General features: G+C 60.0%; 20 protein-coding genes. 4 read left to right on the top strand and 16 right to left on the bottom strand.

From position 1 onward, the window contains the following. Positions 1-78 precede the first annotated feature (78 nt). Together zapD and LNV06_RS09550 are read left to right on the top strand one after the other, a co-directional pair. Positions 79-834 (top strand): cell division protein ZapD, encoded by a 756-nt coding sequence (gene zapD, locus LNV06_RS09545; protein ID WP_263538342.1) that lies wholly within the window; start codon positions 79-81, stop codon positions 832-834. Further along, complete coding sequence (locus LNV06_RS09550) at positions 831-1,031, top strand: DNA gyrase inhibitor YacG (protein ID WP_263538014.1); 201 nt, start codon at positions 831-833, stop codon at positions 1,029-1,031. The genes zapD and LNV06_RS09550 overlap by 4 nt, the downstream gene beginning before the upstream one ends. Here LNV06_RS09550 and LNV06_RS09555 read toward each other — a convergent pair. Genes LNV06_RS09555 through tal form a run of 3 tightly spaced genes read right to left on the bottom strand, consistent with a single transcriptional unit; the run spans position 1,020 to position 4,223 of the window. After that, positions 1,020-1,643, bottom strand: a complete 624-nt coding sequence (locus tag LNV06_RS09555; protein WP_263538015.1) for an HAD family hydrolase — start codon at positions 1,641-1,643, stop codon at positions 1,020-1,022. The two genes, LNV06_RS09550 and LNV06_RS09555, sit on opposite strands and share 12 nt — an antisense overlap. Then, complete coding sequence (gene pgi / locus LNV06_RS09560; RefSeq protein WP_263538016.1) at positions 1,640-3,268, bottom strand: glucose-6-phosphate isomerase; 1,629 nt, start codon at positions 3,266-3,268, stop codon at positions 1,640-1,642. Before pgi ends, LNV06_RS09555 begins: the two co-directional genes overlap by 4 nt. 1 nt (position 3,269) lies before the next feature. Then, positions 3,270-4,223 (bottom strand): transaldolase, encoded by a 954-nt coding sequence (tal, locus tag LNV06_RS09565; RefSeq protein WP_318013467.1) that lies wholly within the window; start codon positions 4,221-4,223, stop codon positions 3,270-3,272. A 235-nt stretch (positions 4,224-4,458) separates the two neighbouring features. On the opposite strand from tal, the gene zwf reads away from it, so the two are divergent. Next, complete coding sequence (gene zwf / locus LNV06_RS09570) at positions 4,459-5,904, top strand: glucose-6-phosphate dehydrogenase (RefSeq protein WP_263538018.1); 1,446 nt, start codon at positions 4,459-4,461, stop codon at positions 5,902-5,904. Between the two features lie 2 nt (positions 5,905-5,906). Further along, positions 5,907-6,764 (top strand): MurR/RpiR family transcriptional regulator, encoded by an 858-nt coding sequence (locus tag LNV06_RS09575; RefSeq protein WP_263538343.1) that lies wholly within the window; start codon positions 5,907-5,909, stop codon positions 6,762-6,764. Positions 6,765-6,806: 42 nt separating this feature from the next. Here LNV06_RS09575 and LNV06_RS09580 read toward each other — a convergent pair whose 3' ends face one another. The 13 genes from LNV06_RS09580 to LNV06_RS09640 form a co-directional block, all read right to left on the bottom strand. Then, the gene (locus LNV06_RS09580) at positions 6,807-7,139 is read right to left on the bottom strand and encodes an STAS domain-containing protein (RefSeq protein ID WP_263538019.1); all 333 of its coding nucleotides are present in this window, start codon (positions 7,137-7,139) and stop codon (positions 6,807-6,809) included. Between the two features lie 20 nt (positions 7,140-7,159). Continuing rightward, positions 7,160-7,801, bottom strand: a complete 642-nt coding sequence (locus tag LNV06_RS09585; protein ID WP_263538020.1) for an MlaC/ttg2D family ABC transporter substrate-binding protein — start codon at positions 7,799-7,801, stop codon at positions 7,160-7,162. Positions 7,802-7,894: 93 nt separating this feature from the next. Then, a complete protein-coding gene (locus LNV06_RS09590; protein ID WP_263538021.1) occupies positions 7,895-8,662 on the bottom strand; it encodes an MlaA family lipoprotein in 768 nt (255 codons plus the stop codon). Next, positions 8,659-9,150, bottom strand: coding sequence for an outer membrane lipid asymmetry maintenance protein MlaD (gene mlaD, locus LNV06_RS09595; RefSeq protein ID WP_263538022.1), 492 nt, complete (start codon positions 9,148-9,150; stop codon positions 8,659-8,661). The genes LNV06_RS09590 and mlaD overlap by 4 nt, the downstream gene beginning before the upstream one ends. 22 nt (positions 9,151-9,172) lie before the next feature. Continuing rightward, positions 9,173-9,952 carry a lipid asymmetry maintenance ABC transporter permease subunit MlaE gene (gene mlaE, locus LNV06_RS09600; protein ID WP_263538023.1) on the bottom strand — a complete coding sequence of 260 codons (780 nt, stop codon included), beginning with the start codon at positions 9,950-9,952 and terminating at the stop codon, positions 9,173-9,175. Next, positions 9,949-10,797 carry an ABC transporter ATP-binding protein gene (locus LNV06_RS09605; RefSeq protein WP_263538024.1) on the bottom strand — a complete coding sequence of 283 codons (849 nt, stop codon included), beginning with the start codon at positions 10,795-10,797 and terminating at the stop codon, positions 9,949-9,951. The genes mlaE and LNV06_RS09605 overlap by 4 nt, the downstream gene beginning before the upstream one ends. A 135-nt stretch (positions 10,798-10,932) precedes the next feature. Beyond that, positions 10,933-14,556: a pilus assembly protein gene (locus LNV06_RS09610; RefSeq protein WP_263538025.1), complete on the bottom strand. Its 3,624-nt coding sequence runs from the start codon at positions 14,554-14,556 to the stop codon at positions 10,933-10,935. Between the two features lie 31 nt (positions 14,557-14,587). Further along, on the bottom strand, positions 14,588-15,286 hold the full coding sequence (locus tag LNV06_RS09615) for a pilus assembly PilX family protein (RefSeq protein WP_263538026.1): 699 nt from the start codon (positions 15,284-15,286) through the stop codon (positions 14,588-14,590). Positions 15,287-15,331: 45 nt separating this feature from the next. Further along, a complete protein-coding gene (locus tag LNV06_RS09620) occupies positions 15,332-16,573 on the bottom strand; it encodes a PilW family protein (RefSeq protein WP_263538027.1) in 1,242 nt (413 codons plus the stop codon). 10 nt (positions 16,574-16,583) lie between these two features. Next, positions 16,584-17,009, bottom strand: coding sequence for a type IV pilus modification PilV family protein (locus tag LNV06_RS09625; RefSeq protein WP_263538028.1), 426 nt, complete (start codon positions 17,007-17,009; stop codon positions 16,584-16,586). 43 nt (positions 17,010-17,052) lie between these two features. Beyond that, the gene (locus LNV06_RS09630) at positions 17,053-17,682 is read right to left on the bottom strand and encodes a GspH/FimT family pseudopilin (RefSeq protein ID WP_263538029.1); all 630 of its coding nucleotides are present in this window, start codon (positions 17,680-17,682) and stop codon (positions 17,053-17,055) included. Continuing rightward, positions 17,682-18,179, bottom strand: a complete 498-nt coding sequence (locus LNV06_RS09635; protein ID WP_318013468.1) for a type IV pilin protein — start codon at positions 18,177-18,179, stop codon at positions 17,682-17,684. Before LNV06_RS09635 ends, LNV06_RS09630 begins: the two co-directional genes overlap by 1 nt. A 267-nt stretch (positions 18,180-18,446) precedes the next feature. After that, entirely contained in the window at positions 18,447-19,913 is a 1,467-nt protein-coding gene (locus tag LNV06_RS09640) for a glutamate synthase subunit beta (RefSeq protein ID WP_263538030.1), read from the bottom strand. Between the last annotated feature and the right edge of the window lie 11 nt (positions 19,914-19,924).

Raw genomic sequence — 19,924 nt, forward strand, 5'->3', positions numbered from 1 at the left:
CTATGGAACAATCGCAGGGTTTGGCGCGTGAAATCACGCGCGCCGCCGCCCACAAGCTGACCGATAGGGATGACCGCCTTGGTCCTTTACGAGTACCCGTTCAACGAGAGCATCCGCACGATGCTGCGTCTGGAGCATCTGTTTGACCGTCTCGGTCAACTGATGGAGCGCGAGACCGCGCTTGACCACCATTTCGCCCTGGTCACCATTTTCGAGATCATGGACGTGGCCGCCCGCGCGGACCTGAAGTCCGATCTGCTGAAGGAACTGGAGCGCCACAAGGCGCAGCTGAACGGCTATCGCGGCAACCCCGGTGTGGCCGAGGCTGTCCTGGATGAGGTGATCGGGCGCATCGACCGCGCCTTTGAAGGCCTCAACAAGCTCAGCGGCAAAGCGGGCCACGCGCTCAACTCGAATGAATGGCTGATGAGCATTCGCAGCCGCATCAGCATTCCTGGCGGCACCTGCGAGTTCGATCTGCCGGCCTATTACACCTGGCAGCAATTCTTGCCGGTGCGCCGTCGTAACGACCTGATGCAGTGGACGCAAAGCCTGATGCCGCTGGCCGAAGCGCTGCAAGTGCTGCTGGGCTTGCTGCGCGACTCGGGTTCGCCGCACAAGGTGGCTGCGGTGGCCGGTCAGTTCCAACAAAACCTGGGCGCGGGCCGCAGCTTCCAGTTGCTGCGCATGCGCATCGACCCGAGCTTAGGCCTGGTGCCTGAGATCAGCGGCCATCGTCTGATGATCTCCATCCGCATGATGCGGCAAGACGAAGAAGGGCGCCTGCGCCCTGCCCCTCAGGACGTCAGCTTCGAGCTGACGCTGTGTGCATGAGCAGCCAAGACATCAAGACGCAAGAACGCATCGTGCCTTGCCCCACATGCCGGGGCGACTCGATCTTCGCGCCCAGCAATATGTGGCGGCCTTTTTGCAGCCAGCGCTGCCGCCAGATCGATCTGGGCGCCTGGGCCAGCGAGAGCTTCGCGGTTGAAGCCAGCCCGCCGGTCGAGGACGATTCCTTACCTCACTGATTCCACGCCCAAGGCCGCCAAGGCTTGGCGCGCCTCGGCTGCATTGGTGAACAAAACGGCCTGCCAGCCCAGAGCCTGAGCGGCTTCGATATTGGCCGGGTGGTCATCCAAAAAGATGCAATCCTGCGGCGCAAGACCAAAGCGCTGACTGGCGATCTCAAAAATCGGCTGCCGCGGCTTGGAATGCTTGACGCGCCCAGAAAACACGCCCGACTCAAACCACTGGTTCAGTGGATGGCTGCGCTCCAAGTGGTCGGCATAGGGCTCGGGCATATTCGACAGATAGAACAGTCGATGCCCGGCCTGCTTCAGCTCCTCGATCAGCGCGGCCGTGTCGGTTTGCAACTGCAGTTCATTCGGCACCTCCGCCACCACCTGCGCCACCTCGGCGCGCGGCCAACCGGTGCGCTCGGTGATTCGGGCAATCACCGTCTCGGCATCGATGAGCCCTTGATCAAAAGCCCCCCAGTCACCGCCATAGTTTTCAAAAAACTGCGCGGCGACCACGGCGCCTTCATCGACATCCGTCACCCGGTGCGGCCAAACCCGCGCCAGAAAACTGGCGGGGTGCCAACGGAACACCACGCCTCCAAAGTCAAAAACGATATTCATGCCAAGAGGTGTTTCAAAAGTCCGGCCGTGGAACTATCCAGGCCTGCGGTGTCACCACTGCTCAGGCGCGGCAAGAGCTGGCCGCACAAGGCCTTGCCCAGCTCCACGCCCCATTGATCAAAGCTGTTGATGCCCCAAAGCGCACCGCTGACGAAGACCCGGTGCTCGTACATGGCGATCAAGGCGCCGAGTGAACGCGGCGTCAGCTGATCCAAGACCAGGGTCGTGCTGGGCCGATTGCCGGGGAAGGAACGATGGCGAGCCACCGTCGCAGCGTCCAGCGCCTTGGAGGCCGTGGGAGCCGATTCACCCAACGCTTCTTCAAACGATTTGCCTTGCATCAGCGCTTGCGACTGCGCCAGGCAGTTGGCCAGCAGCTTGCGCTGCTGATCGGCCAGCCGCTCTTTCAGCTCGCCCTGAACATGCGCCCCGTGATTCGTGCGCTTGACGGCGATGAACTCGACCGGAATCACATCTGTGCCTTGATGCAGCATCTGGAAGTAAGCATGCTGACCGTTGGTGCCCGCCTCGCCCCAGACCACCGGGCTGGTGGCATAAGGCAAGGCCTGACCCTCTCGGTCCACGCCCTTGCCATTGCTCTCCATCTCCAGTTGCTGCAGATAGGCCGGCAAGCGGCCCAGGCCCTGGTGATAGGGCGCCACGCTGCGGCTGCTGAAGCCGTGGAAGTTGCGGTACCAAAGGTCCAAGACGCCCAAGAGCACCGGCAGGTTTTGCTCCAGCGGTGTCTGCGCAAAATGCTGGTCCATGGCATGCGCTCCGGCCAGCAGCGCGCGGAAATTCTCGGCACCGATGGCAATGGCGATCGGCAAGCCGATCACCGACCACAGCGAATAGCGGCCACCCACCCAGTCCCAAAAGCCAAAGGTGGTGGTGATGCCAAAGTCGGCAGCCGCCGCGGTATTGCTGCTGGTGGCAACGAAGTGGCGTGCGATATCGCTACCGCCGGCCGCCAAGAACCAGCTGCGTGCAGCCAAGGCGTTTGCCAGGGTTTCCTGCGTGGTGAAGGTCTTGGAGGCGATCACGAAGAGCGTGGTGGCCGGCTTCAAATCGCGCAGCACCGGGGCCAGGTCATGCCCGTCCACATTGGAAACAAAGTGCAGCTTCAAGCCCGGCTGGGTAAAGCTTTGCAGCGCCCGCACCACCATGGCGGGGCCCAGGTCCGAGCCGCCAATGCCGATGTGAACCACATCGGTGATGCCGCTGCGCGCGCTGTCGCGCACGCTTTCGGCATAGCTCAGCATCGCGCTCAGCGAGGCCTGCACCTCCTCAGTGAACAAGCCCTGACCGGCCGGCGCGCGCAGTGCGGTGTGCAGCACGGCGCGGCCTTCGGTGTGATTGATGGCCTCGCCGGCCAGCATGGCATCGCGTTGTGATTCAAGCCCGCAGTCCCGCGCCAATTGCAGCAGCAAGGCCAGGGTTTCGGCATCGATGCGGCTCTTGGACAAGTCCGCCAAGAGCTCCGGCGCCTGGAAGGACCAAGCGGCATAACGCTCAGGCTCTTCGGCAAAGGCTCGCCGCAGGTCAAAGCTGCTGCCAACAGCATCAAAACGCTGTTGCAGGGCAGACCAGACCGGGCTACGGTCACAACGCGAGGCAAAGGACATATCAACTCACAATCATCTGATCCAGCTTGGCCGAGTCCACGGCAAACAGGCGGATGCCTTCGGCCAGCTTCTCGGTGGCCATCGCATCCTGGTTGAGGGCGAAGCGGAAGCCCGCTTCATCGAAAGAAACCTTGGGCAGATCCAAAGCGCTGGCGGCTGCCGCGTCGAGCGCGCGCGTCAGCGGCGCCGACTGGGCTTGCAACTGGGCCAACAGATCGGGGCTGATGGTCAACAGGTCGCAACCGGCCAGTGCTTGGATCTGGCCGATATTGCGGAAGCTCGCGCCCATCACCTCGGTGCGGATGCCATGCTTTTTGTAATAGTTGAAGATCTGGGTGACCGACTTGACGCCAGGATCGTTCACGCCGGCTTGGGCGGCCTCGTCCCAGGCCTGTCCCGAAGACGCGGCGCTCTTCTTGTACCAGTCGTAAATGCGACCGACGAAAGGCGAAATCAGCTGGATCCCAGCCTCGCCGCAAGCCACAGCTTGGCAGAAGGAGAACAGCAGGGTCAGATTGCAGTGGATGCCTTCGCGCTCCAACTCAGCGGCGGCTTGGATGCCTTCCCAGGTGGAGGCGATCTTGATCAGCACGCGCTCGCGCGAAATGCCGGCGGCTTCGTAGAGGCCAATGATGCGGCGTGCGCGCAGCAGGGTGGCGGCCTTGTCAAAGCTCAGGCGGGCGTCCACTTCGGTCGAAACACGGCCGGGCACGACCTTCAGAATCTCCAGACCAAAGCGCACCAGCACCCGGTCCACCACTTCGTCCAAAGCAAGGCCCTTGTGAGCGGCGACGGTATCGCTGAGCAGCGGCGCGTAATCGGGCGACTGCACGGCCTTCAGAATCAGCGAAGGGTTGGTGGTCGCATCGCGCGGGGCAAACTGCGCCAGCTGCAGAAAATTGCCGGTGTCGGCCACTACCGTGGTCAAGGTCTTGAGTTGATCGAGTTGGTTCATCACAGCAGCACTCCAGAAAAAGCGATTCAAACCTCCATTAGAACCGCTCTCGGGCAGCCCCACTCGTTCAGGCCTTTGCATCGGGTTACAGACTCACGCAAGCGCAAACCCCCATGAGAAGCGCAAAAAAAGCCTGACACATTGACCGAACGACGAAACTCATGCATCATAATTCCAGAAACTTTGTTACATCAAGGGTTCATTTTTTCGATTGAACCGCAACAGGGCGCATTCCATGTCTTTCGATCTCGTTTTCTTCGGCGGCACCGGCGATCTCACTTGGAGAAAGCTGATGCCGGCGCTGTTCCAGGCCTTTCGCCACGGCAAGCTGCCGGCTGGCGGCCGCATTTTGGCGGTGGCTCGCGACGACAATAGCGACGAGCGTTACCGCGAATGGCTGAAGGAACGCTTCCGCGAGGTCGATGGCTCCAAGCGCCCCAATGACGAAGAGTTCGAGCGCTTTGCGGCGCTGATCCATTACCGCCGCATGGATCTGTCGCAGCCCGAGCATTACCAAGGCCTGAAGGACTGGCTGGATGAGCGCCAGGCCGACACGGTGGTGCTGTACCTGGCCACCAGCCCCTATCTGTTCACCCAAATCTGCCAGCAACTCGGCGCCGTCGGCCTGAACGAAGACCGGGTGCGCGTGGTGCTGGAGAAACCGCTGGGCCACGACCTGGCCAGCGCGCAAGAAATCAACCGCGTGGTGCGTTCGGTGTTCAAGGAAGAACAAGCCTTCCGCATCGACCATTACCTGGGCAAGCCTTCGGTGCAAAACCTAATGGCACTGCGCTTTGGCAATGCCTTGTTCGAGCCGCTGTGGCGCCGCGAAAGCATTGCCAACATCCAGATCACCCTGGCCGAAGAGTTGGGCGTGGGCACCCGGGGCGCTTTCTACGACGGCACCGGCGCTCTGCGCGACATGATTCAAAACCATGCGCTGCAATTGCTGACCATGATCGCGATGGAGCCGCCCTCGACCAATGATGCCGATGCGATCCGCGACGAGAAGCTGAAGGTCTTGCGCTCGCTGAAACCCTTCACCGCCGAGACCGTGGCGCGCGATGTGGTGCGCGGCCAGTACCGCGCCGGCAATGTCGGCGGTACGGTGGTCAATGGTTACTTGGACGAAGCCAAGGTACCGGAGAACAGCCACTGCGAAACCTTTGTGGCGCTGCGTACCGAGGTGCAGAACTGGCGCTGGGCCGGCGTGCCTTTCTACCTGCGCACCGGCAAGCGCTTGGCGGCTCGCGACGCACAAATCGTCATCAACTTCCGCCAAGTGCCACACCCGATTTTCCCGGGCACCAACCAAGCCAATCGCTTGGTCATCAAGCTGCAGCCGGAAGACGGGCTGGAGCTGCAACTGCTGGCGGCCAAGGGCGGCGCCCATGGCGAAGCACTGACTCCAGTGTCGCTGGACCTGGACTTTGACAAGGCTTTTGCCACCAACCGCGTCGGCGCTTATGAGCGCTTGCTGTTGGATGCAATCGGGGGCCGGCTGAACCTGTTCGTGCGCAGCGATGAGCAAGAACAAGCCTGGCGCTGGGTGGAACCCATCTTGGACGCCTGGGAACAAGACAGCACCGGCCCACGCCCCTACAACGCCGGTTCCTGGGGCCCTGCGGCCGCCAGCGCGCTGGTGGCCAAAGACGGCTTTGCCTGGGCGGAAGAACAGTGAGCATTCTGGAACGGGTCAAAGCCGCCATTCCGGCCCTGCCGCCGGCCGAGCAGCGCGTGGCCAAGCTCTTGCTGAACGACGCCCGCGCCTTCGCCAACCTGCCGGTCAGCGAGTTGGCGGACCGTGCCCATGTGTCCAAGCCGACGGTGGTGCGCTTTTGCCGCAGCGTCGGCTATGACGGCTTGACCGACTTCAAGCGCAAGCTGGCCGGCAGCGTCAACGAAGGTGTGCCCTTTGTACACCGGGCGGTGGACGAGGACGAGAAGCCGGCCGATCTGATCGTCAAGGTGGTGGACAACGCGGTCGCGGCCCTTCTGCATTACCGCAATGACGCGGCCAGCCATGCGTTTGAAGTGGCGATCGCGGCCTTGTCAGAAGCGGCACGCAACAACCGTCGCATTGAGTTCTATGGTGTGGGCAACTCCGGCATCGTGGCGCAGGATGCGCAGCACAAGTTCTTCCGCCTGGGCATCAACACCGCCGCCTGCAGCGACGGCCATGTGCAGCTGATGAGCGCCACCATGTTGCAAGCCGGCGATTGCGCCGTCGTCATCAGTAACTCGGGTCGCAGCCGCGACCTGCTGGATGCCGCCGAGATCGCGCGCAAAAAGGGCGCCACCACCATCATCATCACCGCCAGTGGCTCACCCTTGGCGGCCTTGGGCCAGAGCCCCGGCCAGGTCTTGTTGGCGGTGGATCACCCCGAGGACTTTGACCGTTACAGCCCCATGGTGTCGCGCTTGCTGCACCTGATGGCAGTAGACATCTTGACCACCGGCGTGGCGCTCAAGCTGGGCCAGAACCTGCGCCCCATGCTGCAGGAAATCAAGAAGAACCTGCGCGGCAAACGCTACGTTTGACGAGCACGCGCGGATCGGGGGGCCAAGCGGCCCCGCACTGCATCAGGCCTTGGCGCTGACCTCGGCCAATTCGGGCCAAAGCAACTCGGCCACGCCATAGACCCGCGCCAGCTCTTGCAGCTTGGCCGGGACCTGGCAGACATGCAGCTTGACCCCTTCAGCGGTGCACAGGCGCGCTGCGCTGAGCAACAAGGTCAGCACCGAGGAATCAAATTGCTGCAGGTCAGCTGCATTGATGCGCAGCTCGGCACCTGCTGCACTGCGCACCTGCGCCGCTTCGGCACGCAGCCCCAGTTGCAACTGAGCCCAAAGCCCGGGTGCGTCTGCCATGCGCACCGAGGCCGGCATCCTCAGCATGCTCTCACTGCCACTCATGCCCACGTTCAAGCTCGAACTCAAGACTTGGCCGGACCGTTGGCGGCCTTCTGGTTCTTTTCGACCAGGGTCTTGATCAGGCCATCAATGCCATTGGCGCCAATCTCTTGGGCAAAGCTATTGCGGTATTGATCCGCCAACCAAATGCCCAGCACATTGACGTCGTAAATGCGCCATTCAGCACCGTCTTTTTCGAGGCGGTAGTCCAGCTGAATCGGGTCGCCCTTGCCGCGAATTTCGGTGCGAACCACCACTTCGGTCTCGCCCGCTGCGGCGCGCAAGGGCTTGAGTGCGATGGTCTGGTCCTTCACCTGCGTCAGCGCGCCGGCATAGGTACGCACCAAGAGAGTCTTGAACTCGTCTTGCAGGCGCTTTTGCTGCTCGGGCGTGGCCTGACGCCAGAAGCGGCCGACCGCCGACTGCGTCATACGCTTGAAGTTGATGTAAGGCATCACCTTGGTGTCTACCAGGTTGATGATCTTTTGCAGATCGCCGCCTTGGATGGCTTTGTCGGACTTGACCGCTTCAATCGTCTCCAAAGAGAGCTGGCGGATCAGCAAGTCGGGCGCGCTGGCGTCAGCGGCCACAGCCGGCAATGCGGCAGACAGGCTCATCGCCAAGGCCAACAAGCCTTGCATCAGGTGACGCTTGGATGCTTTCATGAATTCAATTCCTATCGTTGATTGAGGCCAGACCTTGTGCATCTCAACGCACGGGCCGGGGCTTGGGTTCACACCCACAAGGGGGAGGCGCGATCAGTGGCCGGCCTGCGGATTGCTTTTGTCCGCTGGAGTCTCTGGCACCAGCACCTCAAACTCGTCATCATCACTGAAGCTACCACGACGCTGAAGATAGGCGTCACGGTAGAAGGTGTACTTGTCCAAGGCAATGCCCTCCAGCATGCTGCTGGCGCGCAAGAAGTTGGCCCGCGCATTGATGGTTTGCAGGGTGTAAATGCCGACCTTGCTGCTGCCGTCCCGGAAGAGTACCGCGGGCGCTGCAGCCCAGTCGAAAGGCATGGCCAGCGTATCGCGCACCGATGAAGGACCAAACAAGGGCCAAACGATGTAAGCCCCGGTGCCGGTGCCCCAGCGACCAAAGGTCTTGCCCATGTCTTCACTCTTGCGCTCCAGGCCAATTTCGGTGGAGATATCAATGAAGCCCGCGAAGCCCAAAGTGGAGTTGAAGACAAAGCGCATGCCCTGCTCCACGCTGGCTCTGGGCCGCCCTTGCAGCATCAGATTGATGGCCGACCAAGCGTCACCGATATTGTTGAAAAAATTGTCCACCGACTGGCGGATGGGCGCAGGCACCACCTCGCTGTACACCGTGGCCACAGGGCGCAATACATGCTCGTCCAATGAGTCATTGAAGGCGAAGACCTTGCGGTTCCAGGACTCCCAGGGGTCCAACTTTTGGCCTTGCGGGCCAGGGCCACGCAGACTCGCGCAACCGCTGAACACGGCAAAGAGACTCAAGAGCAACAACCAGCGGCCTGCCGCCAGGGCTTTGTGCGCACTCATGGTTTGGGCTCACCCGCCGGAGCGGAACCGGTATCGGCCGCCTTGTTGTAAAGGAACTGGCCGATCAGGTTTTCCAGCACCACGGCCGACTGGGTCTGCTTGATGCTATCGCCGGCCGCCAAGTTCTTTTCATCGCCACCGGCCTCCAGACCGATGTACTGCTCACCCAACAAGCCAGCGGTCAGGATCTTGGCCGAGCTGTCCTTGGGGAAGACCACCTTCTTGTTCAGGCTGATCATCACCTTGGCCTGATAGCTCTTGTCGTCAAACACGATCGATTCCACCCGGCCAATCACCACGCCGGCGCTCTTCACCGCTGCGCGCGCCTTCAATCCGCCGATATTGTCGAACTTGGCGCTGACCAGATAGGTCTCATCAAAGTTCAGGCTCAGCAGATTGCCGGCCTTCAAGGCCAGGAACAAGAGCGCTGCGCCGCCCAGCAGCACAAAAAAGCCCACCGCCGCATCATGCCTCGAGGCTTGTTGCATGCTTTTCTCCGAATCTCGAAAACTAAATAGAAAACATCATGGCTGTCAGCACAAAGTCGAGTGCCAAGACCGCCAATGAAGCCACCACGACCGTGCGCGTCGTCGCCTGCGCCACACCTTCAGGCGTGGGCTTGGCGGTGAAGCCTTGCAGCAAGGCCACAAAACAGACCGTCACGCCGAAAACAAAACTCTTCAGAACGCCGTTGCCGACATCGGCCCAGACGTCCACGCCGCCCTGCATCTGCGACCAGAACGCGCCCTCGTCAATGCCGATCAAGACCACAGCCACCAGCCAGCCGCCGATGATGCCAATCGCCGAAAACAGCGCCGCCAGCAAAGGCATGGCGATCACGCCGCCCAAAAAACGCGGCGCCAGCACACGGGTCACCGGGTCGACCGCCATCATCTCCATGGCCGTCAATTGCTCGCCCGCTTTCATCAGCCCGATCTCGGCGGTGAGTGAAGTACCGGCACGACCCGCAAACAACAAGGCAGCCACCACCGGGCCCAATTCACGCACCAAACTCAAGGCCACCAGCAAGCCGACGGCCTCTGCCGAGCCGTAACGCTGCAAGGTGTAATAGCCCTGCAGCGCCAGCACAAAGCCGACAAACAAACCGGCCACGCCGATCAATGAAACCGAGTGATTGCCGAGAAAGAAGATCTGATCGCGCACCAGAGAAAAGCGCATCAGGCTCTGCGGCGAGCGCGCCAAAATTTGCAGGAACAATCGCGTCGATGCGCCAATATCGGCCAGCTTCAAACGCAAGCTGCGCCCGGTGTTGGAAGCAAGTTCCCTCATGCGCTCAGCCCCAAACCAAAGTCTTCTTCAACCGGGCTGGCCGGTTGATGGAAATGCACAGGCCCTTCCGGCTCGGCGCCGACAAACTGACGGACCAAGGGGTCTTGGCTCTGACGCAATTGCTCCGGCGTGCCTTGTGCCACCACCCGGCCATTGGCAATCATGGCGACCTCATCGGCGATGCCAAAGGTCTCATGCAAATCATGCGAGACGATGACGCTGGTCAGACCCAGAGCATCATTCAGGTCGCGAATCAAACGGGCGGCCACGCCGAGAGAAATGGGGTCCAGGCCCGCAAAGGGCTCGTCATACAGAACCAGATCCGGGTCCAAGGCGATGGCTCTTGCCAAAGCCACGCGCCGCGCCATGCCGCCCGAAATCTCCGAAGGCATCAAGTCCCGCGCGCCGCGCAAGCCCACGGCATTGAGCTTCATCAGCACCAAGTCGCGAATCATGGGTTCGGGCAGGCGGGTGTGTTCACGCAGCGGAAAGGCCACGTTTTCGAACACCGACAAATCGGTGAACAAGGCGCCGAATTGGAACAACATGCCCATGCGACGTCGGACCGCATAAAGCCCATCGGCATCCAATGGTCCAATGTCTTGCCCATCGAACAAGACCTGACCCTTGATCGGACGGATTTGCCGGCCCAAGAGGCGCAGCACCGTGGTCTTGCCGCCTCCGGAAGTACCAATCAGGGCGAGAACTTTGCCGCGCGGCACCGAGAGATTGACCTGCTCAAGAATGATCCGATCGCCATAGCCGCAGCTGACATCGCGCAACTCAATCAAAGGCGTGGCTTTGTTCTGCAACTCGGTCGTCGATGGATGTGGATTTTGGGCCATGAGCCTCGGGTGGGCGGGCCCAAAGCCCGAATTCCAAAAGGGCACATCATAGGGGAAACACTGGGTTGATGCAGAACGGCCGCCTATCGGCGGCCGTTCGTGGCTTTTCCCTGCAGATCTAGCGTCGCGCCGAGGTCATCGACCCGTCACTTCCCGCCAAGAGGTCTTGTTGGCCTTCTCCAAAAAGACCTTCTTCGGGCTCACCCCGATGTTGATCAGTGGCTTCTTGGTGAGCGTCGTCAACGCGCCTTTGCTGGTCACCGTAAAGCCCGCAATCATGGAGCCAGTAACCTTCACGGCGGCGTATTGGCTGACATTGGAGCCATTGGCCACATCCAAGGTGTAGAGCCAGCCATAACCATCTCCTGTGGTGCAGGAGGCCAAGCTCAGAGGCACATTCGAGCCCGCCACCAAGGTGCTGCCGATCATCTGCATATTGACGTTGATCCGCTCGCCCGCGTCGGGCAAGTCCAAAAACCATCCATTCTTGCTGCTCCAGTCGACCACGTTTTTGGTCAGGGTACGGTTGGAACCACCATTCGCGCTACTCAAAGTTTGTTGGACCAAACTGGGTCGGACCTTGCCGAGTCCGACGGCACTCAAGCTGTCTCGGATGCCGTAAATGCTTTGCACGGTTTTGTCGCTCATATCGGTGGTCCCCAACATTCGCCCCGTACCCACCAAAACAGCTGAAGTGATGAAGCCCTTCTGGTCGATCTTGGTCAACTGCGGCACCGTGGTGATGGGCTGAGGCTTGCCGTCAGCGTTTTCCAATGTCGCCAGCAGCAAAGCTGCATTCTTGGGCTCTTGAACTCCATCGATGTCGATACGCCAGAGGTTGCCCAGAGTATCCCCGGCGTAAAAGCGCTCAGCTGTGGCGTCCCCCACCTTGTTTTGCCAAGCTCGAATCGGCCCAAGTCCGCTGGGAGTCGATGCATCCCCTGCACTCGTTACAACATCCGGGGCGCTGCGCAGCCCGGTAAGAGCATTGAGGGTGTACATCCGGCCCTTGCCATCGCCGACATTGTTGTAGCCCGAGGGAAAGACCACCACCCATTCACCGGATTTGCGCTTCACGATGGTCGGCCGCGCGTAAGTCAAACCCAAGTTCGAATCGGTGAATTCCCACAGCAAGGTCGGCGTCGCAGCGGGGTTGGTAATGTCCAGCGCCACATAGCTCTTGCCCCCTGCGCCCATGCCGGCGATCAGAATCGTGCGCCAACCGGTGCCGGCTGAATAGACGTCTGCAGCGATCGGCGAACTATCGACATAGAACTGATGCTTGTCGCTGTAATTTGCATCCGCCAACTTGTACATATTGGCCCGCACGGCCGACGGGATGAAGGCCCACAACTCTGCACCTGTCAAAGCGTCGAACGCATGAAGCATGCCGTCGTTGGCCCCGACATACACCACGGCTCGCCGGGTTTTGTTCGCCGATTGAAAGGCCTGGTAGCTGGCGTCGTTCAGATTGGCCCGAGGCGCGCTGACATACATCGGGCCGGAGCCCACGATGTCCCCCAACACACCGTCCCGCGTGCGGAATGGAGAGGTCTCGGTGCCCCGCAAATAGGGCACCAATTTCTTGCCGTCGTTGGCGATCGCCTTGTCGCTGTCGGACAAAAGCACACATTGCGATAGCTTGCTGCACTGCCCGTCGACCTCAGTCTTCAGTCCGTCACTGTCCAAATTGCTATAGGTGTACTCGCGCAAGACCTTGGCCGAATTGGCGTAGTAAATTTTGCGATTGCTATTGGTCTTGAGTAACGCCGTGGCACTCCATTCCGCGAGATCCTTGCCGTTCGAATCCATCATCAAGGGATTGCCGGTCTCGACATCGAGGCGATAGGCCTTCAGGTCACCAACCCAGATGCCAGAAGTGAAGCCTGCGACAAAGACCTGGTTATCACCCGCGACCGGTCTCAAGGTACTCGCTGCAGCTGTCGAACCAGAGGCGTTTTCCTTGGAGATTTCCGTCAACGCTGTCTTCAAGCCCTGGGTTACCGCATTTGGGTCAGCCACGTTAAAGAACAAACCTCCACCATTGACGGCAGCGTGCCAGAGATCATCCACATGGGCCGGCGAAGTACTGGTAGAACCCGCCACTGGCGTGGGCCATTGCTTGGTTCCCTGTTTGATCTCAAAAAAGTCGCCCGAGGTTTGCTTCTGATAGTTTGGGTCAAACTTGATTCTGCCGCTCTGCCCCAAGCTCATGGTGAAGGTGGTCATGCGCTGCAAGGGCACGATGGTGTCGTCGCATACGTCGACACCCATGGAGCCCGTGCAATAGTTAGAGCCCGTCGGCCGCAGATCGGTGTTGTAGTAGTAATAAGCAACGTCCGCCAATGAGTTGCTCGAAGCTCCGGCCGTCGTGCCCGTGCCATCACGCATGGGCCGGTCAGCAGCACCGTCTTGGTTACCGACGGTGTTGTTATCGACTTTGTAGGCGCCATACCGATTCGTGCCCGAAGTCACCTCCGCATAGGTATTCCAGCCGCCGTCAGTGGCCAGAATTGCAAAGTTTTTCTGGCAGGAGTACTGCATGGGATCATTTTTTGGATCAGTGCTTTGACCGGGCGCGCGGCGGGCGAAATAGCGTCCCGCCGTCGACAAGGCCCCGCGCAAGGGCGTGTATCCCGAAGGATCGGTAGCATCCAAATAGGCGTAGAACTGGTTGCGTTGCGTGCTATCGAAATCACGCACATTGACAAACATCTTGTCGGTCGCCTCTGGCCCCCATTTGGTGTACCAACTGATGGAGTTGGACGACGTAGCCATTTGCTCTTCCACCGTCTTGCTCAAGATCGTGGTGTAGCCGACGCGGAACTTATCGTCGATCTGTTTGAAGGCCTGGCTGACCACGGTCTTCATCATGTCCATGCGGTTGCTGTAATAGCGATACCAATTGGCAAAAGCCTGTGCCTTTGGATCGGTCGGCGTCATGATCTGCCGGGTGAACACCGCAGACCCCGGAGCTTTGCCGACGACGCTATTGCATTCCGTGTAGAAACTGGTGCTGGTGTCGACATTCCCGTTAGAGAGGAATGAGTAGGCCAAACGGCTGCTGGAGTTCGGATAGGTGTAGTAAACGAAATGCGGATGGCCGGTGCCCACATACGGCGTGCTCAGCGTGTGGCTGCCGGAGGTCGCCACGATCTTGATACTCAAGTTGTTGCTGGACGAGCTGTAACTGGCATTGACCATGCCAATCATCCACTTCTGCTTGTTGCTGTCGTCATAAATGGTGACCAACTGATCAACGGCATACCAACTGGATGAGCGGGAGCTCAAATTGATCTTCACGACCAACGTCGAGCCCACCGCCACATTCACCAGATTGGAGCCTTGCAATGGCCGCCGTGAATCGTAGTTATTGCTGTCCTTCACTTCCAACCAACTGTCAGCATCAAAAGACGCAGAGATGGCCTGATTGCCTTTGGAACTCCCATCCGCCTTGACCGGAGGTGGATAAGGTTGCGAAGGATCAAAAGCCAGGCCATTGCACTGCACCGCATTTAATCCATAGCGCTGAGTGCCCATATCCGCTTCTTCCGGCAGATAGTTGCTGGCCATACTTCCAGAGTCATCCAGAATGAACAACAAATTAGGCTTGACCGGCGTGCCACCAGCGGTGATCAACGGCGTTTGCGAAATGTCGGTCAAGCCAGCATGCCCGGAGCTGAAACCGAAAGTCAGTACCGCAGTGCAGAGCCAAGACGCCGAAACGCTCAGTTGCTTAGAAAATGAAGAGACTCGCATGGGAACTCCCGCTGAGTGAAAAGCTTGCGGATCAGAAATGAACCATGGTTTCGGTGAAGGTCACCGTGCCCTTGGCGCCAAGGCTGCGCGTGATGACGCGAAAGAACGGGGCGGGGGCCTGGTCCGAGGAGAGTTGCTGGCCGTAGCTTTCGCCGCCACCGCCACGGTCAGAGCCAGAAATCAAGTCAGGGATAGGAGGGCGGGCGCAGGAGCCATCATCCATAACGATAGGGCCTGCAGCGACACACATCCGAGTGATCACATAACGGACACTCTCCTCACCCACTTGCATGGCGGGCGAGGCCTGAACGCAGGTAGGCTCACCCACATCCCGCCCATTGACACGACAACCGTTGTCGTCCCAGTCCACTAGGGCCTGGACATTGGCCGAGTCAGCGGACCGGGCCGCAATGTCCAAAGTGTTCATAGAGGAGGCGTAATAGCCGTTGCCCGGGAGGTCGTTGTCCAAACCGCCGTTTTGGATATTGGCAGCCAACCAGGTCATGGCCTGTTCCGCCGCCCGCCCGCCCGCCGTCAAGCCTGACTGCTTGAAGGCCAAGTTGCCGAGTGCAAGCACATTGGTATCCACCGCGCGAATCAAGGCCACCGCACCAAAGGTCAGGGCAACCAATGCCAGCAAGGCAAAGATCAAGGCCACGCCCGCCTGCCTGACATGAGTCAAAGCATGGCGCTTGTGCATAGCGACGCTTCGTTTTGATTGCTTGTTCATCTACAGATCCCTCAACTCAAGCCTTGTTCCACCGAGAGTCGGGATTCAAGGTGCGGCGACCGGGATGGCCGAATGCCAACGTTGATTCCGCAATGGCACCAAGGTGTCAAAGACCTGGTAGCGGTAATGCTTCCAGTCGGCAGCACCGTCGACCTTCAATTCCATACACATGCTTTCGCCGCAAGCCACCGCGCCCGCAACTGCCGCCGCAGTACCGACATCCCACACCGGGTTTCGGAAGGTGACTTCTTCTTTCTCGTACTGGGCACTGCGAGCCACTACCGCGATGCGCACTGCGACCAAGTTCTGCCAAATACCCTGATTGCCCACCAAGGGCGCGGGCGTAACGGCGTTATAGGTATCCACCGATCCATCACCGTCAGTGTCCCAGCCATACAGAGCCTTCATCTGCATGATGCCGCCTTGCAATTGGCTCACCGTGCGAGTCATCAACGCCGTGTTGAGTTGGCTCATCGTCAAGCGCTGCTGGCCATCAACCGCAAATATCAAGTCATTGAAAGTCCCCATATTCACCAGCAAACTACCCGAGGCATTGATGGGCGCACAACCTTGGCCCGCCACGCAAGGCGCTTGGGTCCCCAGAGTTGGGAAGCCGGCGCTATTCCAAGGCGCCACTGTGGCACGTTGAACGGTTCGCGCCGTCAGGCCGGTGGCCTGAAACATTTCGCAGTTCGAGCCGGTATTGACCACGGACACCATCAGATCGCCCGGAACCGTTCCCAAAGATGAATAGACCCAGTAAAAGGTGTCGCCTGCCGCGTAATTGGGCGCCACGGTGCGGGTCGCCACGGCAAAGCCCACTTGAGGTACACCTGCCGCCGGATTGGTGGAAATCTGTTTGGAACTGGACAGAACACGCAACTGGTCGCTAGCCCCCGCCGCACCCGGTGTGATGATCACTGGGGCCAAGACCTGCGGCAGCACCGGTGCGGCCGCACCAATGGCTGCGGGAGCCCCGTTAAAGCGGGCATCAAGCACGCAGCCAATGGCATTCGGCTCGCTCGAAAAGCCATAACCTGCCACGGCCACTTCACGCTGAATTGCATGCAGTGCCAAACTTCCGGTGATCAAGGCGTCGGCACCTTGAGTCGTGCCGCGACGCTGCCCTTCCGCTGCCGTCAGCACCGTGGAAATCACCAGGGTGCTCAGCAGGCCAATCACCAAACCCACCATCAGCTCGATCAAACTGAAACCTGTTTGTGTACGCAATTGCACGGCGCCACAAACGAGATGAGCCCGGGTGTTCATGCGATCTAGTCGGTTCATGACTCAACCCTCAGCTGATGACGGCGCTGGCAACATAACGACTGCTGCCTTCGCCAGGCCGCGTCCAGGTGATCTCGATTTGGACCTGCTGATTAGCTGCATCCCAAATGACTCTTGAACCCGCAGCCGGCAGCATGCGCTTGAGCTTGCGATCCCAGTCAGCACAAGGGGCATGCCCGGCACATTGAGCCGTGACGTAACGCGGCAGATTGGCCGGTGCATCCGCCCACATCGTACCGAGCAGCTCATTGCCCAGATTCATGGCTTCGGCACGGAACTTAGCGCCGGACTGAGCCTTGGTCATGGTGGCTTGCAGCCCCACCAAACCCAAGACGCCAAAAGCAAAAATCATGATGCCCACCATGGCCTCAATGATGGCAATGCCTCGCTGGGAAGATCCGCGACGATTGGGCCGGTGGAATGCAGTTGTACGCATGAGTTTCACCATCATTTCTTGCTTGTTTCCCTCGCTGACACGATCAGCAACGGCGCGGGTCATTCGCAGCCACATTGGGGTCGCACAGTCGTACAGAGCCCCCGGGGTTGATATCAATGCGCAAGTCGCGGGCATCGCCTTCGCTGTGTTTGATCACAATTCGAGCCGCAGAAACATTGGCCGTCGACAGTTGACCCAAGCTGGTGAATGTGACGCGGTTGGCTCCGACACCATTGGCATCAAGGGCTTCAACCAAGACTGCACGACCACCGTCGCTAGACGCCCACTTTTCGATCACAACGGCGCCATCGTCCTGCGATGCTGCGCTTGCACATTTGCCGCTTGGATCTTGGCCACTGACCACCCAGGAGCTGCCCTCACTGCTGATCTGGCAGCTGTTGGTCAAACCAATTTCGCTCGCGTCACTGACCAGCCAAAAGCTGACCGATCCGTTGCGGCGCAAGGCCTCCAAACGCGCGCGCTCCAAGCCGCCCTTCAAAGACTCGCCCACATTGCGCACCGCCAGATTTCGCATCCAGTTCGACACCTCGGGCAAGACGGCAAAGACCACCATCCCCAGCATGGCCAAAGCGACCAAAAGCTCGATCAGGGTGAGGCCACCTTGCCTCGAGGAAAGCAGCGCAGGCCCGCTGCGAGCGCGCAGGGCGTCCATCAGCACTCATTCCCTTTGAGTACCCAGCAAGCCTTATTCACCGAAGCGTCCTTGTAGCGGGTCGTCGCCTTGGCATTGTTTTGGTTGAGGGTGTAGACATGGCCGATCGCCTTGCCGGAGGAGCCCGTGGCGGTCAGAACATACCCTTGGCCGGCATCACTCAAGGCACAACTGAAAGTGAAGTAGGTCGTGCCTGCATCCACAAAATTGCTCCAAGCGGGCGCATTTGCACCATCGGCGCAAGCGCCCGTGCCGTAGCGGCGGTTGTCCTGGTAGTACTGCTCCATCTTGACGCGAAAGGAGGCCAAGCCTGCAATGCCCTCTGGCAACTGCCCTCGCCTCACATTGTCTTGATAGGCCGGCAAAGCAAAGCTCGCCAACAGCCCAACAATCGTCAAAGTGATCATGGCTTCGATCAGGGTGAAGCCTCGACTGCGCAGCGACTTCAGCTTTTTGGACGGAGAGAAACTCGGTGAGGATTGGGACAGCGTATTCATGGCGACGGCAACTCCGTGAGGCAAAGGCGACTGGGGAGACCCCGGGATTCGCAGCGATTGGTGACATTCTGAGCAGCCGCCGCGCCATTGGATGTGAAGGACTTCACACTTTCCAGCCCCCCTCAGATGAGCGGGTGGGCACTTGCGACCAACGGACAGGCACTGGTAACGAACTGCTACAACAAGCATGGTGCAACAGGGCCGGAAAACCGAAGGCATGAAAAAAGCCACCCGAGGGTGGCTTCTGTAGGACTGGGCGGCTTGCCTTTAGCGCGGCAAATCGCTGTTGCCCATGAGGAACTCATCGACCGAACGTGCGGCCTGGCGCCCTTCGCGGATGGCCCAGACGACCAAGGATTGGCCACGGCGCATATCGCCCGCGGCGAAGACCTTGTCCACATTGGTTTTGTAGCCGCCAGTGAAATCGGTGCTGGCCTTGGCATTGCCGCGTGCGTCTTTGCTGACGCCGAAGGCATCCAGCACGGTCGCAACCGGCGACACAAAGCCCATGGCCAGGAAGACCAAGTCGGCCTTGATGACCTGCTCGGAGCCGGGCACTTCCACCATCTTGCCGCCCTGCCACTCGACGCGCACCGTCTTCACGCCGGTCAGCTTGCCTTTCTCGCCCACGAATTCCTTGGTCGAAATAGCGAACTCGCGTTCACAACCTTCTTCATGACTGCTGGAGGTGCGCAGCTTCAGCGGCCAATAAGGCCAGGTCAGCGGGCGATCTTCCACCTCGGGGGGCTGTGGCATCACCTCAAACTGGGTGACGCTCTTGGCGCCGTGACGGTTGCTGGTGCCGACGCAATCGCTGCCGGTGTCGCCACCGCCGATCACGACCACATGCTTGCCATCGGCGCGGAGCTGACCTTTGAGCTTGTCGCCCGCGTTGACCTTGTTCTGCTGCGGCAGGAATTCCATGGCGAAATGGATACCCGCCAGGTCGCGGCCGGGCACCGGCAGGTCGCGGGAGTTCTCGGCGCCACCAGTCAAGAGCACAGCATCGAACTGAGCCTTCAGTTCGTCCGGGCTGATCGATTCCTTGGCCCAGTTGGTGACCTTGGAGTCTTCCGGCAAATTGGCCACGATCACGCCGGTGCGGAAGACCACGCCTTCGGCTGCCATCTGCACCACACGGCGGTCGATGTGCGACTTCTCCATCTTGAAGTCGGGGATGCCATAACGCAGCAAACCACCGACCCGGTCGTTCTTCTCAAACACCGTCACGCTGTGGCCGGCACGAGCCAGTTGCTGCGCAGCCGCCAGGCCAGCCGGGCCGGAGCCAACGATGGCCACGGTCTTGCCCGTCTTGACTTTGGGGAGCTGCGGCTTGACCCAACCTTCGGCCCAAGCCCGGTCGATGATGGCGTGCTCGATGGACTTGATGCCCACCGCGTCGTCGTTCACATTCAGCGTGCATGCCGCCTCGCAAGGCGCGGGGCAGATGCGGCCGGTGAACTCCGGGAAGTTGTTGGTGCTGTGCAGGATGGTGATGGCATTGGCCCAGTCCCCGCGATACACCAGATCATTGAAGTCCGGAATGATGTTGTTGACCGGGCAGCCGTTATTGCAAAACGGCGTGCCGCAATCCATGCAGCGCGCGGCTTGCTGCTTGGACTGATCGGCGTTCAAGCCGATGACGAACTCCTTGTAGTTCTTGACCCGCGCGCCGATGGGCTCATAGCCCTCGTCCAAGCGCGCATATTCCATGAAGCCGGTGACTTTTCCCATAGCTGTTGCTC

The sequence above is a fragment of the Paucibacter sp. Y2R2-4 genome, assembly GCF_025717535.1.
Taxonomy (GTDB): Bacteria; Pseudomonadota; Gammaproteobacteria; order Burkholderiales; family Burkholderiaceae_C; genus Paucibacter_A.

Excerpts from the sequence above, each read along its gene's own strand:
- LNV06_RS09580 (WP_263538019.1), bottom strand. The coding sequence starts at position 7,139 with ATGAGTGGCAGTGAGAGCATGCTGAGGATGCCGGCCTCGGTGCGCATG.
- tal (WP_318013467.1), bottom strand. The coding sequence starts at position 4,223 with ATGAACCAACTCGATCAACTCAAGACCTTGACCACGGTAGTGGCCGAC.
- LNV06_RS09620 (WP_263538027.1), bottom strand. The coding sequence starts at position 16,573 with ATGAACCGACTAGATCGCATGAACACCCGGGCTCATCTCGTTTGTGGC.
- LNV06_RS09605 (WP_263538024.1), bottom strand. The coding sequence starts at position 10,797 with ATGGCCCAAAATCCACATCCATCGACGACCGAGTTGCAGAACAAAGCC.
- LNV06_RS09625 (WP_263538028.1), bottom strand. The coding sequence starts at position 17,009 with ATGCGTACAACTGCATTCCACCGGCCCAATCGTCGCGGATCTTCCCAG.
- pgi (WP_263538016.1), bottom strand. The coding sequence starts at position 3,268 with ATGTCCTTTGCCTCGCGTTGTGACCGTAGCCCGGTCTGGTCTGCCCTG.
- LNV06_RS09590 (WP_263538021.1), bottom strand. The coding sequence starts at position 8,662 with ATGAGTGCGCACAAAGCCCTGGCGGCAGGCCGCTGGTTGTTGCTCTTG.
- LNV06_RS09555 (WP_263538015.1), bottom strand. The coding sequence starts at position 1,643 with ATGAATATCGTTTTTGACTTTGGAGGCGTGGTGTTCCGTTGGCACCCC.
- LNV06_RS09550 (WP_263538014.1), top strand. The coding sequence starts at position 831 with ATGAGCAGCCAAGACATCAAGACGCAAGAACGCATCGTGCCTTGCCCC.
- LNV06_RS09635 (WP_318013468.1), bottom strand. The coding sequence starts at position 18,179 with ATGAATACGCTGTCCCAATCCTCACCGAGTTTCTCTCCGTCCAAAAAG.
- LNV06_RS09630 (WP_263538029.1), bottom strand. The coding sequence starts at position 17,682 with ATGGACGCCCTGCGCGCTCGCAGCGGGCCTGCGCTGCTTTCCTCGAGG.
- zwf (WP_263538018.1), top strand. The coding sequence starts at position 4,459 with ATGTCTTTCGATCTCGTTTTCTTCGGCGGCACCGGCGATCTCACTTGG.
- LNV06_RS09615 (WP_263538026.1), bottom strand. The coding sequence starts at position 15,286 with ATGAACAAGCAATCAAAACGAAGCGTCGCTATGCACAAGCGCCATGCT.
- mlaE (WP_263538023.1), bottom strand. The coding sequence starts at position 9,952 with ATGAGGGAACTTGCTTCCAACACCGGGCGCAGCTTGCGTTTGAAGCTG.
- LNV06_RS09640 (WP_263538030.1), bottom strand. The coding sequence starts at position 19,913 with ATGGGAAAAGTCACCGGCTTCATGGAATATGCGCGCTTGGACGAGGGC.
- LNV06_RS09610 (WP_263538025.1), bottom strand. The coding sequence starts at position 14,556 with ATGCGAGTCTCTTCATTTTCTAAGCAACTGAGCGTTTCGGCGTCTTGG.
- mlaD (WP_263538022.1), bottom strand. The coding sequence starts at position 9,150 with ATGCAACAAGCCTCGAGGCATGATGCGGCGGTGGGCTTTTTTGTGCTG.
- LNV06_RS09585 (WP_263538020.1), bottom strand. The coding sequence starts at position 7,801 with ATGAAAGCATCCAAGCGTCACCTGATGCAAGGCTTGTTGGCCTTGGCG.